The organism is uncultured Litoreibacter sp. (genome assembly GCF_947487515.1).
Taxonomy (GTDB): domain Bacteria; phylum Pseudomonadota; class Alphaproteobacteria; order Rhodobacterales; family Rhodobacteraceae; genus Litoreibacter.
In genome coordinates this window covers 171,782-187,893 of the sequence record NZ_CANKWO010000001.1, presented here as the reverse complement: position 1 = coordinate 187,893, position 16,112 = coordinate 171,782, and the positions used below count along the sequence as shown (strand labels likewise).

Annotated in this window: 15 protein-coding genes; 8 read left to right on the top strand and 7 right to left on the bottom strand. The window is 55.3% G+C overall.

Annotated features, from left to right (window positions below; translation table 11 throughout):
* Positions 1–12 precede the first annotated feature (12 nt).
* The 4 genes from Q0746_RS00940 to dusB all read right to left on the bottom strand — a co-directional run bounded on the left by Q0746_RS00940 (position 13) and on the right by dusB (position 5,805).
* On the bottom strand, positions 13–2,271 hold the full coding sequence (locus Q0746_RS00940; RefSeq protein WP_298256300.1) for a PAS domain-containing sensor histidine kinase: 2,259 nt from the start codon (positions 2,269–2,271) through the stop codon (positions 13–15).
* Positions 2,272–2,357: 86 nt separating this feature from the next.
* Entirely contained in the window at positions 2,358–3,728 is a 1,371-nt protein-coding gene (locus Q0746_RS00935) for a response regulator (protein ID WP_298256298.1), read from the bottom strand.
* Positions 3,729–3,754: 26 nt separating this feature from the next.
* Positions 3,755–4,831 carry an ATP-binding protein gene (locus Q0746_RS00930; protein WP_298256296.1) on the bottom strand — a complete coding sequence of 359 codons (1,077 nt, stop codon included), beginning with the start codon at positions 4,829–4,831 and terminating at the stop codon, positions 3,755–3,757.
* Complete coding sequence (dusB, locus tag Q0746_RS00925) at positions 4,828–5,805, bottom strand: tRNA dihydrouridine synthase DusB (protein ID WP_298256294.1); 978 nt, start codon at positions 5,803–5,805, stop codon at positions 4,828–4,830. The genes Q0746_RS00930 and dusB overlap by 4 nt, the downstream gene beginning before the upstream one ends.
* A gap of 170 nt (positions 5,806–5,975) precedes the next feature.
* Here dusB and Q0746_RS00920 point away from each other — a divergent pair, with 170 nt between their 5' ends.
* From Q0746_RS00920 to Q0746_RS00885, 8 genes are all read left to right on the top strand, one after another.
* Complete coding sequence (locus tag Q0746_RS00920) at positions 5,976–7,115, top strand: bifunctional 2-C-methyl-D-erythritol 4-phosphate cytidylyltransferase/2-C-methyl-D-erythritol 2,4-cyclodiphosphate synthase (protein ID WP_298256292.1); 1,140 nt, start codon at positions 5,976–5,978, stop codon at positions 7,113–7,115.
* Between the two features lie 4 nt (positions 7,116–7,119).
* Positions 7,120–7,608 carry a phosphatidylglycerophosphatase A gene (locus Q0746_RS00915; protein WP_298256290.1) on the top strand — a complete coding sequence of 163 codons (489 nt, stop codon included), beginning with the start codon at positions 7,120–7,122 and terminating at the stop codon, positions 7,606–7,608.
* Positions 7,601–8,071 (top strand): CinA family protein, encoded by a 471-nt coding sequence (locus Q0746_RS00910; protein ID WP_298256288.1) that lies wholly within the window; start codon positions 7,601–7,603, stop codon positions 8,069–8,071. The genes Q0746_RS00915 and Q0746_RS00910 overlap by 8 nt, the downstream gene beginning before the upstream one ends.
* 157 nt (positions 8,072–8,228) lie before the next feature.
* Positions 8,229–9,410, top strand: a complete 1,182-nt coding sequence (locus Q0746_RS00905; protein WP_298256286.1) for an ammonium transporter — start codon at positions 8,229–8,231, stop codon at positions 9,408–9,410.
* 139 nt (positions 9,411–9,549) lie between these two features.
* The gene (locus Q0746_RS00900; protein ID WP_298256284.1) at positions 9,550–9,963 is read left to right on the top strand and encodes a DUF2852 domain-containing protein; all 414 of its coding nucleotides are present in this window, start codon (positions 9,550–9,552) and stop codon (positions 9,961–9,963) included.
* A 72-nt stretch (positions 9,964–10,035) separates the two neighbouring features.
* On the top strand, positions 10,036–10,497 hold the full coding sequence (locus Q0746_RS00895) for an RDD family protein (RefSeq protein WP_298256282.1): 462 nt from the start codon (positions 10,036–10,038) through the stop codon (positions 10,495–10,497).
* A gap of 130 nt (positions 10,498–10,627) precedes the next feature.
* Positions 10,628–11,455 carry an arginyltransferase gene (locus tag Q0746_RS00890; protein ID WP_298256280.1) on the top strand — a complete coding sequence of 276 codons (828 nt, stop codon included), beginning with the start codon at positions 10,628–10,630 and terminating at the stop codon, positions 11,453–11,455.
* Positions 11,452–11,847, top strand: a complete 396-nt coding sequence (locus tag Q0746_RS00885) for a VOC family protein (RefSeq protein WP_298256278.1) — start codon at positions 11,452–11,454, stop codon at positions 11,845–11,847. Before Q0746_RS00890 ends, Q0746_RS00885 begins: the two co-directional genes overlap by 4 nt.
* On the opposite strand, the gene Q0746_RS00880 is transcribed toward Q0746_RS00885, so the two are convergent.
* From Q0746_RS00880 to Q0746_RS00870, 3 genes are all read right to left on the bottom strand, one after another.
* Positions 11,844–12,545 carry a Crp/Fnr family transcriptional regulator gene (locus Q0746_RS00880; protein ID WP_298256276.1) on the bottom strand — a complete coding sequence of 234 codons (702 nt, stop codon included), beginning with the start codon at positions 12,543–12,545 and terminating at the stop codon, positions 11,844–11,846. The two genes, Q0746_RS00885 and Q0746_RS00880, sit on opposite strands and share 4 nt — an antisense overlap.
* Before the next feature lie 225 nt (positions 12,546–12,770).
* Positions 12,771–15,125, bottom strand: a complete 2,355-nt coding sequence (locus Q0746_RS00875) for a TRAP transporter large permease subunit (protein ID WP_298256274.1) — start codon at positions 15,123–15,125, stop codon at positions 12,771–12,773.
* A gap of 11 nt (positions 15,126–15,136) precedes the next feature.
* Positions 15,137–16,063, bottom strand: a complete 927-nt coding sequence (locus Q0746_RS00870; RefSeq protein WP_298256272.1) for a C4-dicarboxylate ABC transporter permease — start codon at positions 16,061–16,063, stop codon at positions 15,137–15,139.
* Positions 16,064–16,112: the final 49 nt, after the last annotated feature.

Here is a 16,112-nt window from a genome sequence, read left to right as displayed (position 1 = left end):
GTTTGCGGCCCTTTAGGCCACGTTCCTGCGTTTGGCAGCCGTCAGGCGTGGCAGTTTTATGACTGCCTTTGCGCCCAAATGGCCGGTTTCGTCGAAGGCATCGGCGTCGCGCAGCACAAGGCTGCCCCCATGCTCTTCGATAATCTTCTTCACGATGGGCAGACCAAGTCCGGTGCCCTTCGCGCGGGTTGTTACATATGGCTCAAACAGCCGTGTGCGGTCTTCGGGAAGACCTATTCCATTGTCTGAAATGCAGATGGTCACATCCTTATCCGCAGTCACAATGTCGACCTTCACCTGTGGTGAGTGACCGTCATAAGCGCCTTTTTCATACAGGCTTTCGATGGCTTCGCCTGCGTTCTTAATCAGGTTGGTCATGGCTTGGCCGATCATGGTTTGGTCCAGATCAGCTACAATGGTGTCTCGGTCGCTGTTCAAGGTGATCTTGACGTCCGGCTGACCTGATTGCTGCAGCAAGACTGCATCGCTGATCAGCTTCATCAGGTCGATCTCGCGCAGCTCCGGTTCCGGCATGCGCGCAAACTTGGAGAATTCGTCAACGATGCGACGCAAGTCATTGGTCTGGCGGATAATGACATCGGTGTACTGCTCTAGGCTGTCCAGCTGGTCGCCTGCGAGCGGCGTGAATTTGCGCTTTAGACGTTCGGCGGAGAGTTGTATCGGTGTGAGCGGGTTCTTGATTTCATGGGCGATACGGCGCGCCACATCCCCCCATGCCGCCATTTTTTGCGCGCTGACCAGTTCGGAGACATCGTCGAAGGCCAACACATAGCCTTCGAGGTCGCCGTCTTGCGAGGTTCTGGTAGCGATGCGCACCAACAGGTTTTCCAGATGCCCGCGGCGGGTGATTTTGATCTCTTCTTGCACGGCTTTCGTGCCAGTGTCGTTTAACTGGGTCGGGAGCGCGCCGAACTCCGGAACAATCTCGGACAGGGGCCGCGAGATGTCCGCATCCTCCGAAATATCCAGCAAACTCAACGCAGAGCGGTTCATGAAGGTGACCCCATGGTTGGAATCCAGCCCGATGACACCCGCAGTCACAGATGACAGGACCGAGTCGAACAGGCGGCGGCGGCGCTCAATCTGGTCGGTGTTGGACAAAAGGGTTTCGCGCTGGACCTTTAGCTCGCGGGTCATCTGGTTGAACAGCCGTCCCAGAAGCGCGATCTCATCTTCGCTTTTGGCTTCCACAACTTGCACATCCAAATCCCCTGCCCCGACACGTTGCGCGGCGCTGGCCAGCTGCCCCACAGGGCGCGCCAGACGTTCAGCGAACCAAAGCCCCAGCCAAATCGCAGCGAGGATCAGAATGAGCGCAAAGCCGAGGTAGATCAGGCCAAACTCAAACAGCAGTCGCCCGCGATCATTCTCCAACTGCTCGTAGAGGCGCACGGTTTCTTGGGTTTGATCCAGAAGACTTAGGATTTCGCCATCGACGGTGCGGCTGATATACAGGTAGCGGTCGGCGTAGGCCGTTAGGCGCAATAAGGCGCGGAATTCATTGTTGGACCAATCTTCGATCACCACCGGTTGATTGTTCTGAGCAGTTTTAAACGCCACTTCGGGGACAGGTTCAAAATCGAAGCGATAGGATCTGTTTCCCCGCGCCAATAGATCCCCGCCGCCGTTGACGATAAAGGCTTCCTTCAGGCCGCGTTGCACTTGATCCTGAGCTTGCGTCAACACTTGCCTCAAGTCGGAATCTGAAATGAAATTCGTGGCTTGCTTGGCGATGTTCATGTAGCCTGCCAGTCGCAATGCGTCTTCGCTTAGATCGTCTTGCTGTTCCTTCTCATAGGCTTGCGCGGCCGAGAGCGAGGTGCCGACCACATTGCGCACGCGATCGGAAAACCAGCCTTCCAGCCCGAAATTCAACGTTACAACAGCAAAGACCGCAACCAATACCGTAGGAATCAACGCCACGATGGCGAAAACTCCGGTCAGGCGCAGGTGTAGCTGTGACCCCGCCGAGTTGGCCCGACGCGACGCGACGATCTTTCCGACCTTCTGTGCCACCAGCGAGGCGACGACGAGAATATAGATCAAATCGGCAAGGATAATCAGACGAATGCCGCTGGATGAAGGGTCCAACTCAAACGGACCCAATCCTAAATAGGTCAAAACAGCCAGCACCGGCCCCAGCACCACGAGCCCGAGGGTCGCGAAATTCTGCACCCTGCGTTGCTTGCGCAACCGATTCAGCCTGTCCCAAGTCGTCGATCGACTACGGGTCCCTTTTTGGGTTTTCATCTGCTTTCTTACCGCCTTGCCACGTCTTGTTGATGTGATCGTTAAACCGTCCATGCGGCTCAATCGTCACGGTGACTGTTGCGGTTTTACATCAACTTACGGCGGCGTGTCACGCGAATATCGAGGTCTGTCACCTTTTTTCTCAAGGTATTGCGATTGATCCCAAGTAAATCAGCACATTTAGCCTGATTTCCCCCTGTTGCTTCTAGCGCAATCTCCAATAATGGCAGCTCCATTTCACGCAAAATGCGTTGATACAGCCCTGGAGGGGGCAAAACGCCGCCGTGCAAATCAAAGTATCGGCGTAAATGCAACGCAATGCTTGACGACAGTTTGTCCGTATCCCCGCCGCCCATAAGGGGTTCAATCTCGGGCTGGTTCCCCAGCACCATTTCGACGTCACTTCGCCCGATTTCTTCTTCCGTCGCGGTCACGATCAAACGGCGCACAGAGTTCTCCAGCTGCCGCACATTCCCGGGCCAGCTATAGGCGCGCACCATCTCCATGGCTTCTTTGGTGAATTGTCGCGCAGGTGCGCCGTCGCGTTCGGCCTTGCCAAGGAAGTGCTGGGTCAGAAGCGGGATGTCTTCCACCCGTTCGCGCAGTGACGGGACATTCACGGTGACGCCACAAAGGCGGTAGAACAGATCCTGACGAAACTCCCCTGCCTCCATCTTCGCCATCAGATCCTGCTGTGACGTTGCCAGAATGCGTGGCGCATCATCGGTTAGACTATCAAGCATCCGCACGATCCGCGCCTGCGCCGCATCGTCCAGATCAGAGACCTCATCAAACAAGATCGCCCCGCCGCGCGCACGGCTGAGCATGGTTGCAGGCCCCTCCATGGCCGATAAATCGGCGGGTGTCGCGGTGACAAACGGCAGGTTTCGCCGGTCAGAGAAGTCGTGAATTGCGCTGGCGATCAAGCTTTTTCCGGTGCCGCTTTCGCCCGTGATCATGACGGAGAGATCGGTGTTCATCACGCGGGCCACCAAGCGGTACAACTCTTGCATCAGCGGTGTGCGCCCGACCAGTGGCAGATCGCCCCCGTCTTGGTCCGTATCGTCCTCTGGGCGCGATCTGGCGACGACGCGCTTGCGGCCCAATGCCCTCGCGGAGCGCTTCATTAGATCGGGTAGGTCAAACGGTTTGGGCAGATAGTCGTAGGCGTCGGCCTCGGTGGCTTGAATGGCCGTCATAATGGTGTTTTGCGCCGAGATGATAATGACCGGCAACGAGGGGCGCTGTTCGCGAATGGCAGGCAGCATTTCCAAGCCATTTCCGTCAGGCATCATCACATCGGAAATCACCAAATCACCCTTGCCTTCACCAACCCAACGCATCAGCGTTGTCAGCGAAGACGTGGCGTGAACCTTACAGCCCGCCCGCGTCAAGGCTTGCGTCAAAACTGTTCGAATTGTGCGGTCGTCATCTGCGACGAGTACGGTACCGTCCATGGCTTAATTTCTCACTTTCGGGAATATCATTTGGGCATATCTTTCGGGGCAATTGGCAAGGATATACGAAATACAGTGCGCCCCGGAGAGGAGGTCACTGATATCCAGCCATCGTGTTCGGAAATAATTTTGGAAACGAGCGCGAGCCCCAGACCGGTTCCATTCTCGCGGCCTGAGACGAAGGGCTCGAATACCTCGCTGGCGAGTTCTGGCGGCAAACCTGGGCCATCGTCGATGATTTCCACTTGCAGCGGGACGGCCACCCGCGTGCCATCGGGGCGCTCTACGCGCAGCGACATCTCATAGAAGGTTCGGATTTCAATGGATCCGCCGGACCGGTCTGCGGCTTCTGATGCGTTCTTGAGCAGGTTCAAGAAGACCTGTAGCAACTGATCTGCATCGGCAAATGCAGGGGGCAGTGACGGGTCGTAGTATTCCTTGATCTTCATCTGGGCCGCAAAGCCTACGGCCGCACTTTTTTGTGCGCGATCAAGGGCATCGTGGATATTGACGGCCTTGCGTTGAGGCGGGCGAAGGTTGCCGAATTGCTCGACCTGCTCCAGCAGTTTGACCACGCGGCGGGATTCCTCGACTATCAAATCGGTCAGCTCGATGTCATCGCCTGATAGCCCCATGCTCAGCAATTGCGCCGCACCAGTGATGCCCGCGAGAGGGTTCTTAATCTCATGGGCCAGCATTTCGGCCATGCCAATGGCAGATTTCGCAGCGGTTTTCGATTGCATGTCGCGGCCCATTTTATGGGCGATTTCACGCGGCTCCAGCAGGATCAGGATATATCCGGGGCGATCTACCATTGCGGTCAGCTGCACGTTGCATTGAACGGGTGGCCTTTCGCCTGACCCGACATCTACGGTGTTTACAAATAGCGCCGAGCTGTCGCGCCGCACGCGTGTCACTGCGTCATCGAGTGCCGCATTGACGTGCAGCTTGTCCCAAACGGGTGCTCCGCGCAAAGACTTGGCCGAAGCGTTCATAAAGTTCTCGCCGGCGGAATTGATCTCTACGATGTTGCTTTGCGCATCAATAACGAAGCTAGGCACCGGTAGGGAATTCCACAGCGTATCAAAGAAGCTGGCCGTCATGCCGCATCCCTTTCTTCCAGTGCCTCGGGAAGGCGCGAAAGCACCTTCGCCGGTGATCTTTCGGTTAGAATTTCGCGCCGCAAGGCAGAAGGCGTATGCGCCGTGTCCATGTACCATCCCAGATGCTTGCGTGACACGCGCGGCCCCAGATCGGAGCCGTAGAAATCCAGCATGTCTTCATAATGCGTCGCGACCATATTGCTGAACGCCTTCCCTTTGGGTTGGACCGGTTTTTCGGAGCCATGCAGCTCATGTGCGACTTGCGCCAATATCCAAGGCTTCCCTTGGGCGCCCCGCCCGATCATGACACCATCTGCGCCAGAGTCGTTGAGGGCGCTGCGTGCGGTGGCGGCGTCGACAATGTCGCCATTGGCCACCACCGGAATAGTGACCGCGTTTCTCACGGCACGAATAGCGGCCCAATCGGCCTGCCCTTTGTAGAACTGACAGCGGGTTCGGCCATGAATGGTGATCATCTGGATGCCGGCGTCCTCGGCGCGTTTGGCCAATGTCGGCGCATTCAACAGGTCGTCATCCCAGCCCAAACGAGTTTTCAACGTCACGGGGATGTCGACAGCCGCCACCACCGCTTCGATCAAGGTCAATGCGTGATCCAAGTCCTTCAGCAACGCAGAGCCGGAATACCCGTTGGTAACTTTCTTGGCGGGGCAGCCCATGTTTATATCGATCACCCGTGCGCCATTCGCCGCGACCACCCGTGCGGCCTCGGCCATCCAATGGGCTTCACGCCCCGCAAGCTGCACAGAGGTGTTTGCGACCTCTATGCCCAGTTCAGCTTTCTCTCGGACACCGGGTTTGGCTTGCACCATTTCTTGGCTGGCTACCATTTCAGACACCACCAAGCCCGCGCCGAAACTTGACACCAAGTTGCGAAAAGGCAGGTCTGTGATGCCAGCCAATGGGGCAAGAAGAACCGGAGGGTCTATGGTGTGGTTTGCCAGAAGAATGGCCAAGTGATTAATCCTTGTGCGCTTTTGGTCAAATTAGCGCGCTGCGGTTGGCCGTGGCAATTGAATCAGTGGGATTTTTATGGCGCGACGACGCTTTTTTGGCGTTTGCCTAAATTTTAGGCGCATCGATTGGGGGCATTGTCCTCTGCGCAAGCACATCTTAGACCAATTGCATGAATTCAAACCGTCTCTCTGTTGCTGCCGTCATCGTTGCAGCTGGTCGTGGCACCCGCGCGGGTGGCGAAATTGCCAAGCAATGGCAGCCACTTGCTGGGCGGCGGGTGATTGATTGGACCTGTGAAGCCTTCACATCCCACAGCGCGGTCGATGAGGTCGTGCTGGTGGTGCCGCAAGACACCCGTGACGCCGCCCTGCCCCTTGGCGTACAGCGCGTCTTCGGAGGGGATAGTCGCGACAAATCTGTATTAAACGGATTGAAGGCCATTGAAGGGCGTTTTGACGTTGTTTTGATCCATGATGGCGCGCGCCCCTTGGTCAGCTCGCAGGTCATTGATGCAGTTCTAAAAGAGCTGAGCCATGCTGAGGGGGCCGCCCCTGCTTTGCAGGTCACAGACGCCTTGTGGCGCGGGGAGGACGGCTTGGTTGCGGGTACGCAAGACCGCGAAGGACTGTACCGCGCGCAAACTCCGCAAGGCTTTCATCTGCCAAAAATTCTAGCGGCACATCATGCGCATGGCGGCGGCGCGGCAGATGACGTCGAGATCGCACGTGCGGCTGGGCTATCCGTCTCAATTGTGACCGGTGCCGAGCGCAACATGAAAATCACCACGCCTGAAGACTTCGCTCGGGCTGAAAACTATATGGAGAGCGCCGTGGATATACGGGTTGGCAACGGTTTTGACGTGCATCGTTTTGGCGAGGGCACCCATGTCGTTCTGTGCGGCATTGAAGTGCCTCATTCGCGCGGTTTGCAAGGGCATTCGGATGCGGATGTCGGCTTGCACACAATCACCGATGCGATTTACGGCGCCTTGGCGCAGGGGGACATCGGTCAGCATTTTCCACCCAGCGACCCGCAATGGAAGGGCATGGCCAGCCATGTGTTCTTGGAGCATGCGCGCGATATGGCCGCGGATATGGGGTTCAAGATTTCGCATGTGGATTGCACATTGATTTGCGAGGAGCCCAAGATCGGCCCTCACGCATTAGCTATGCGCGAGAAGTTATCGAATTTGTTGAATATTTCCTTGGATCGCGTCAGCGTGAAGGCCACCACATCCGAGCAGCTTGGATTTACCGGACGGCGCGAAGGTATCGCCTGTATGGCCACCGCGACATTGATGAAGGGGTAGCGGTATGTTTTCAGTCTCGAAGTTTTGGGCGACGTTTTTCTATGTGGGAATGCTGCGTCCCGCCCCCGGCACATGGGGCTCCGCGGCGGCAGTCATCGCGGCGTGGGGCATTCTGGAATGGCGCGGAGTGGTGGCACTTGCGGCGCTGACTTTTATCATGTTCGTTCTTGGCTGGTACGTCACCGCCGTTGAGACCAAAGGCAAGGACGACCATGATCCATCCGAGATTGTCATCGACGAGGTGGTGGGCCAATGGATCGCCCTGCTTCCGGTTGCCATTGGACTTAGCCATTCGGGCAGCTCCTTTTGGACGCTTTGGCCCGGGGTGTTGACCGCGTTTGTCGCCTTTCGTGCCTTTGACATCTTGAAACCCGGGCCTGTGGGTTGGGCTGATCGTAAAGAAGGCCCGCTTGGGGTAATGCTGGATGATGTGATTGCAGGTCTACTGGCGGCGTTGGTTGTGATCATAGGCGCGTGGGTTGCCCATGGGTGATGCGGCTCAGGTCCTAGCTGCTGCGCGGGCGCGCGGATGGCGCATTGCGGTTGCAGAAAGCTGCACCGGCGGCCTGATTGGCGCTGCATTAACAGAGGTCGCCGGATCATCCGATGTGCTCGATCGCGGGTTCATTACATATTCCAACCAAGCCAAGATGGATCTGTTGGGCGTCTCTGCCAGCGCTCTGGCGGCGCATGGCGCTGTGTCCGAACAGGTTGCGCAAGAAATGGCCACTGGCGCGTTGGCCGCGTCAAAGGTCGATATCGCCGTGTCAGTAACGGGTATCGCCGGTCCGGGCGGGTCTGAGCACAAACCCGAAGGCATGGTGTGTTTTGGCATCGCCACCCCCAAAGGAACGCAGACGGATACCCAGCTCTTCGGCCCATTGGGGCGCGATGCTGTCCGGCGGGCTGCTGTGGATCATGCCTTGGATTTGCTGATGCGGGCTATTGTTTCATAGTTGCGCAGTTTTCTAGCGGCCCCGCGTATATCTGCTCATTATTTAGGCAATTGCGAAATTGCATAGGTTTTGAGCGGCCTGCAGGGCTGTTGCCTCTTTATGTTGCGCCCGCCACCGCGTCTTTGCCTTGAAAGGTTAAAATTCGGAGGGCTACCCCATGAATGGAGCGGATACCGCTTGGATAATTGTCGCAACGGCTTTGGTGCTGTTTATGACCCTACCAGGGTTGGCATTGTTTTATGGAGGGCTTGTGCGAGCGCGAAACGTGCTCAGCGTCTTCATGCAGTGCTTCTCTATTGCATGTGTCATGAGCATCCTGTGGCTGGTTGCAGGCTATTCTATCGCGTTTGGCGACGGCAACGCCTACTGGGGCGGCTTGGATAAGTCCTTCTTGAATGGCGTTACGCGGGACACCGTATCAGGCACTATCCCTGAAGTTTTGTTCTTTGCCTTCCAGATGACCTTCGCGATCATCACGCCTGCCCTGATTGTTGGCGCCTATGTTGAGCGCATCGGATATGCGTTTGTCATGGTGTTCTCGTCGCTGTGGATGTTGATCTGCTATGCGCCGGTTGCGCATTGGATCTGGGGCGGCGGCCTATTGGCTGGTGCGGAATGGTCCTTGTTTGAAGATGGGGTCAATGATTTCGCCGGTGGCATCGTGGTTCACCAGACAGCGGGCATCGCGGCCTTGATTATCGCCTTCTTCCTCGGCCCACGCCGCAAAGCAACAACGCCTCCTCACAATCCGGGGATGGTCATGATCGGCGCGGCAATGCTGTGGGTTGGTTGGTTCGGCTTCAACGGTGGCTCGCAATTGGCAGCAGACGGCGGTGCAGCGATGGCCATCACGGTTACGCATATCTCGGCCGCAATGGCTTCCATCACTTGGGCCGCTTGGGAGCGCTTCCGCTTTGGTAAAGCTTCCTTGGTTGGCATGGTGACTGGGACGATTGCGGGGCTGGCTTCGATTACACCAGCGTCCGGTTCTGTGGGGCCAATGGAAGCGATGATCATCGGCGCCATTGCGGGCATCATGTGCCAAGAGCTGTGTGGCCTAGTGAAGAACGTGATTAAGATTGACGATACATTGGACGTCTTTGCGGTGCACGGCGTCGGAGGCATCTTTGGCATCATCATGCTGGCGGTCTTTGGTCACGCTAGCTGGACGGCGCAACTGGGTGGCTTGGCCGTGGTTGGGATCTGGACGACTGTTGTGACCATCGGGTTGGTCGTTTTGGTCAAAATGGTCTTCCCGATCCGTGTGTCGGAAGAGGATGAAATCACCGGTTTGGATCTGACATCCCATGGTGAACGGGCTTATGAGCTGACTTCCTAGTCAAAATTAAGTCAATAAATTCAAAAGGGGCGCGGGAATCCGTGCCCCTTTTTGCTTTTTTGGGGCGATTTCTCTTGAATATGGGTTCTGCATCCCCAAATATGTAAATGTAAATAACATTCACATAAAGGAGCGACTGATGACCCCCACCCAAACAGCCAACCACACATTCCCCCGTATGGGCTGGTTCGCCCGGGCTGAAGCCTGGCTAGACGAGCGCGGCAAAGGGGCTTGGATCGCCGCTATGGTGTTCGGGTTTATCTTTGTGTGGCCTGTTGGCCTCGCCCTTCTTGCATATATGATATGGAGCAAACGTATGTTTAACTCATCTTGTCGCAGTGGTGCTTTGACGGGCCGCCGGACGCACAGCTTTGCAACATCTGGAAACACCGCCTTTGATGCGTATAAAGCTGACATGCTGAAGCGCCTAGAGGACGAGCAACACGCCTTTGAGAGCTTTCTGGAGCGTCTGCGCGAAGCGAAGGATAAATCCGAGTTCGACACCTTTATGGACGAACGCGCAAAGGCTGCAAAGTCCGACGAAGACGCCTAATACTCCACCGCGCCTTGCAAAGCCGAGGCGCGGCCCCTTTCACTTTCTTGAATTTCAGGAGACAAGATTGCTATGTCCTTCACCATGAATGACAGTTACGACGCCCTCCCCGACCCGAAAATGCAACCCGCTTTCTATGATGGCGTGGGGGTGAAACGGTTATTGGCTTGGGTGCTGGATACCGTGATCATCGGCGCAATTGCTGTGGTTGTCGCCAGCATTCCGTTGTTCTTGTTGTGGTTCATCTTTCCATTGGTGTTTTTGGTGATCTCATTGATCTACCGTATCGGTACAATTCGGGCATTTTCCGCCACTCTCGGGATGCGCGTCTTCAACATTGAGCTACGAGACCACCACGGCCAACAGCTCGATGGATCAACGGCGGCGATGCATACCATTGGCTTCATGATCGCGAGCGCGTTTTTCATCCCGCAAGTGGCATCGGTTGTTTTGATGCTGATGTCCGAGCGAGGACAAGGCTTGCACGATATGTTTACCGGCGTGGTTGCGATTAACTCTCCTGGAAAACTGTAGAATTTCGGGGTGGTTACTATGGCACAGTTAAGTCGATCTTCATGCTGCTCGCAGACCTTGGGCAAAAAGCAATTGTGACTCGTCTGGGCCATTGGTAGGTTTGGATGCAGTTGCGCTGCTCAGAGGTTCCATGCGTCATACACTACCCATTGCTCCCCAGTTTTACGTCACGGCCCCGCAGGCCTGCCCATATCTGGATGACCGTCGCGAGCGTAAGCTGTTCACGGCCCTTCAAGGGGAACATGCCAGCACATTGAATAACACTCTTAGCAAGCAAGGGTTTAGGCGGTCTCAGAACGTCCTCTACCGCCCGTCTTGTGCGGATTGTTCGGCGTGCCTTTCTGCCCGAATTCGGGTTGCGGACTTTGTTCCGACCCGTAGTCAGCGCAAATGCACGCGCCGCAACAAAATGCTGGAACGCAACGCCACCTCCCCTTGGGCCACCGAGGAGCAATATGACCTGTTCCGCCGCTACCTCGATTCGCGCCATGCAGATGGCGGTATGGCGGATATGGATATCTTTGAATTTGCCGCGATGATCGAAGAAACGCCGGTGAAAAGCCGCGTTGTCGAATATTGGGACAAGTCGGGGGACCGCCCGCAGTTGATCGCAACTTGTCTGACCGATGTTCTGGATGACGGATTGTCCATGGTCTATTCGTTCTACGATCCTGACTGGGCGCGGAATTCCCTTGGAAATTACATCATTCTGGATCACGTGCGAATTGCTCAAGAATCCGGTCTTCCCTATGTGTACTTAGGTTACTGGGTGCCTGGATCTCCGAAAATGGGGTATAAGGCCGGCTTTAGCGGTTTGGAGATTTTCCGCGCAGGTCGTTGGCAAAACATGAGCGACACGGAAGATTATGAGGCGGACACGCATCCGCTCTCTGTGGATCCCATTGCGGAACAGGTTGCGCGCATTTCCCTGCCCGACACCCGAGCCCCCAAAGAGTGACCCGCAGAATTTCTGCAGTCACCATTGTGGTCCCGAACTATGACGAAGCGATTGCGTTTTACGTCGGTAGTGCCGGATTTCATGTGGTCGAAGATACCGACATGGGGAATGGGAAACGCTGGGTGCTTATTGCGCCATCCCCCGACGCGCAAACACCTATTCTGATCGCGCAAGCGGATGGCAAGAAACAGACGGCGGCCATTGGCAATCAAACGGGTGGCCGCGTTGGGTTCTTCTTGCACACTGACGATTTTTACACCGATTTTGACCGTATGACACAATCAGGCGTGTTCTTCGAAGAAGCGCCTCGAGACGAGCCATACGGAATGGTCGCAATTTGGCGCGACCCATGGGGCAACCGTTGGGATTTACTTGAACTTAAGAAGTCCTAGCCAGTCGCGGCTCTAAGCTCGGCCCCGCCACCCAGCTCTGCCAGCCTGCGTGACAAAGCCGCATAATCAAGAATTCGCACACCGGTTTTGGTCGTCTCGATGACGCCTTGCTGTCTCAGTCGGCCAAGTTCTTTGTTCACGGTTTGCCGTGAACAGCCGACGACATCTGCCAGATAGCTTTGGCTTTCCATGAACACAGTCGCGTCGCCCGCAGAAAGTTTTTCGAGGTAGACGCAAATTTTCTGCTCTGCGGTGAAAAACTGGTCAATCGACTTGTAGCGATTATCGTGCACCAAAACATCGTGTAGATCGGTCGCCTGATTTCGCACAAAGATCGGAGAGCGCATCATTTCATAAAGGTTGGTGCGCTTGCACATCAATATTGCCGTGTCGACCAATGCCTTGCAGGTGCCTGCGCAGGGGCGTCCGGACAGGGTTTCGACGGCCCCCAAAACGCCACCAGGAAAGGCGTGATAAATGATGGACTGATAGCCGGTTTCACTTAGGTAGCTGACCTCAACGCGGCCTTCCGCAATCATCATCATATATGATGTTGGATCACCCTGATTTAAAATGACAGAGCCACGCTTGTAGCTGCGCAGCTGACAGCTGTCGATAAAACGAGATTGCTCTTCCGGTTTTAAATCACGAAGGATATTGGCTCGTGAAGCATTTGGAAAACGTGCCGAATTATTCAACTGTTGATCCTACCAATTGGATACCAACGGGAGAATGCAAATGAAGGAGAAAAAATGCAAGAAAGAAAACAATAACTCGTTACTATACTGGCGCGAATTATAGACATCGCTTTAGGGAATAGTGTCGCCTAGTTTACTTACAGGTCAATTAAATTGAGATCATAGGGTATTTTTTTAACCCTTTGTTACGCCTGCCAAAATAAACATCTTGGCAGGCGTGGTTGATCAATTTCCAATCAGGTTCGGCAAAATTGTTACCACGGATGGGAACAGCGCCAACAAGCCCAAAGCTGCAACCTGAATAAGCACAAACGGAATGATACCGCGATAAATGTGCCCCGTCGTAACTTCCTTTGGCGCCACACCGCGCAGATAGAAAAGTGCGAACCCGAAAGGAGGCGTCAGGAACGAGGTTTGGAGGTTCACAGCGATCATGATCGTCACCCATTTAGGATCCATCGTGCCGCCATAAATAACTGGACCGACGATTGGGATCACGATGTAGATGATCTCAAGGAAATCCAACACAAAACCCAAGACGAACAGAACCAGCATCACGATTATAAAGACCTGCAACTCGCTGTCGAAAGACTTGAGGAACTGCTGGATGTAATGCTCCCCGCCGAATGAAATCACCACAAGGTTCAACAGCTGTGATCCGATCAAAATGGTGAAAACCATCGACGTCACCTTGGCGGTTTCGCGGACCACGGGGCTCAGTACTCCGTAGTTCCACAAAACATAACAGGCGAACAGCAGGCCAAAGATGGCAAACAGATACGCCGCCTGCGCCACCAAGAAGGCGATTTTGTTTTCGAAAGTGATGTCGTCAATGTTCACACGCAAATCGAAGTTCACACCCACAAGGATCATGATGATGATCGCAAAAGTGGTCATAATCACCATGCGGCCAGAGCGCCCTTCGTCTTGCAACCTGCGGTAAGCAGCCAACATGATAGCGCCCCCTGCCCCAAGTGCCGCCGCCGGTGTCGGGTTCGTGATCCCGCCAAGGATGGAACCCAAAACAGCGACGATCAGAACCAGCGGTGGAAACACCACGCGGATCAGATCATTGCGCCCAAGGATGCCCGCCGCATATTTCGCACTATAAAGCATCAAGCCAAGTGGCACGGCCAACAAAACAAAGGTCATGCCCGGCGAAGTGGTGGGGGCAATAAACAATGTGTCGATCAGCATTGTCAGCAAGATGCCACCAACGCCCACGATCAACGGCACCGTGTTCGACGACATTGAAACTCCGCGAGCAACGACAATCATCATTGCCATCAACAGCAGCCCAACCGAAATGCCGGTGCCGATCGGTGCGGCTGCGGCAACCTTGGCATCGATGGCGGTTGCCAGCTCTTCCTCGGTGAGTTTTACAGATTGCTCCACCCCGCCTGCGGCGTCGATGGTGGCTTGCTCTGCCAATGCGATGTCCCAAGCCTCTTGGCCGTGCAACTCCAGCATGGCGCCGGCACATTGCTCGGACACATTCGTGCGGAGCGAGGCGGTTTGCCCCGCGTCAGAGAAGCTATCCACATGGAAGTTTTGGGACCCGATAATGTTGACCTGCATCATCAAGATCAGACCTGTAACCAACCCGATTGGGGCGAATAGGAACCATGTCAACGCCTCGGATTTCCGAATAGGTTCGCCATTGGTTTCACCCAATTGAACGGCGGGCGCCTTGGTCGGGTTCAAGATCGCATAGCCAAAGGCATAGAGCGCATAAAGCAGCGCCAGCATAATGCCAGGAACCAAGGCAGCTTGGAACAAAGTCCCGACGGAAACCACAGCCGGCTCGCCCAGATACGTCAAGGCATCAGAACAACCAACTTCCTGCGCGCGGGCTTCTTGCGCGGCAGAGTATAAATCCCCCGCCAAAGTGCCCAGCAGGACGATCACGATCGAAGGTGGGATGATTTGCCCCAAGGTTCCAGAAGCCGCAATGACCCCTGTTGCAAGCTCCGGTGAATAGCCGTTGCGAAGCATCGTCGGCAAGGACAGCAACCCCATGGTAACCACTGTGGCCCCAACGATACCGGTGGATGCCGCAAGGAACGCCCCCACAAGAACCACTGATACAGCCAAACCGCCTGGCAATGGCCCGAAAACGCGCGCCATCGTTGTCAGCAAGTCATTGGCGATCTTCGAGCGCTCCAAGGTGATGCCCATCAGTACGAACATCAACACTGCCAGCAGGGTCTCGATGGAGGCTCCGGCGAGCACACGTTCGTTGATCCGGTTCACAATGAAGGAAACATTACGATTGAGCGCGGTTTCCCAACCGTTGACAAAGACCGGCTCTGCCAGTTTGGGCAGATCGGGATATCTAAAGGATGATATGGTTTCGGCCTTCACCCCTTCGGCAATCAATGCGGCATATTCCGCAGAGCTTGCATCAATGGCTTGGTGTATCAGTAAGCCGCCCGTGTCCAACGCCGCGATGATCGAGAAAGAAATTACACCGGCACCCCCGATGGCAAAGGCCACCGGAAACCCCGACAAGATCCCGCCGAACAGGCAGAGAAAAACGATGATAAGGCCGATTTCGACGCCATCTAATCCGAAAAGCATGAGTGCGCCCCTTAGTGTATGTTTGCGACCAGCTCGGCGTCTTCGTCGCCCAGCTTGTCTTTATCAAGGTATTTGCCTTCGCTCTCAGGCCCTTCTTTGCGCTCTAGGAAGGAGCGCATGAAGAAGGATACCGCGTGCAAGAACACCAAGGCAGTGAAGGTGCACAGCAAGATTTTGAAGAGGAAATAGGCATTGAAGCCGTTTGGCGAAAACCCGATGGTTTCGATGTTCCAGCGCAATGCGCGCGCCTTGAGCAGAAGCTTGTCCAGCTTGTCGGAGGCCGAAGGGTTCGGCACCACCAGATGACGCCACATGAAGAACCAGCCGTAAAGCCATGTCAGCACCGCGATTGGCATCATGAATATCAAGCTGCCCACCATGTCGATCATCTTTTTGGTGCGGTAGCTTACCGCAGAATAGACAAGATCAACGCGGACATGTCCGCCCTGCACGAATGTATATGTCACGCATAACGTCACGACGAGGGCATTATAGAGCTTCAGCTCCTCGGCCCACCAGCTTACGTCTTTGGAAAAACTGATCCCAAACCCCATAGAGATTTCGGCCCGCGCGAAAATTCGCTGCATGAAGATGATAATGATCTGTTGCAACACCATCAGCAAGCCCGCCCATGCGGCAAGGCGTCCGGTGAAATTTGCAATCCCCTCGAAGGTGCGTACGCAGCCCCACATGAAAGAATTGCGCCATAAGCCTATGGCAAAAAGAACCAGAAACGTGGTGAAGACCACGAAGAAGAACTCGACCGAAGCACCATAGTAGATGAAATACATCAACGACTGCTTGTGCTCGACGGTCGGCAAGGATTGGTTAATGTGAGGAACCCATGACAACCACTGCGCCGGATGCGTGATCGCATAGGCGAGGTTGTAAAATGACATTGCTATATTGGTGAAGAACCAGACGATGGCGTCTAGCATGATGTGCCCCCCGAAAGTGTCGATTGCCGCCAACATCCCCGAGGCGACC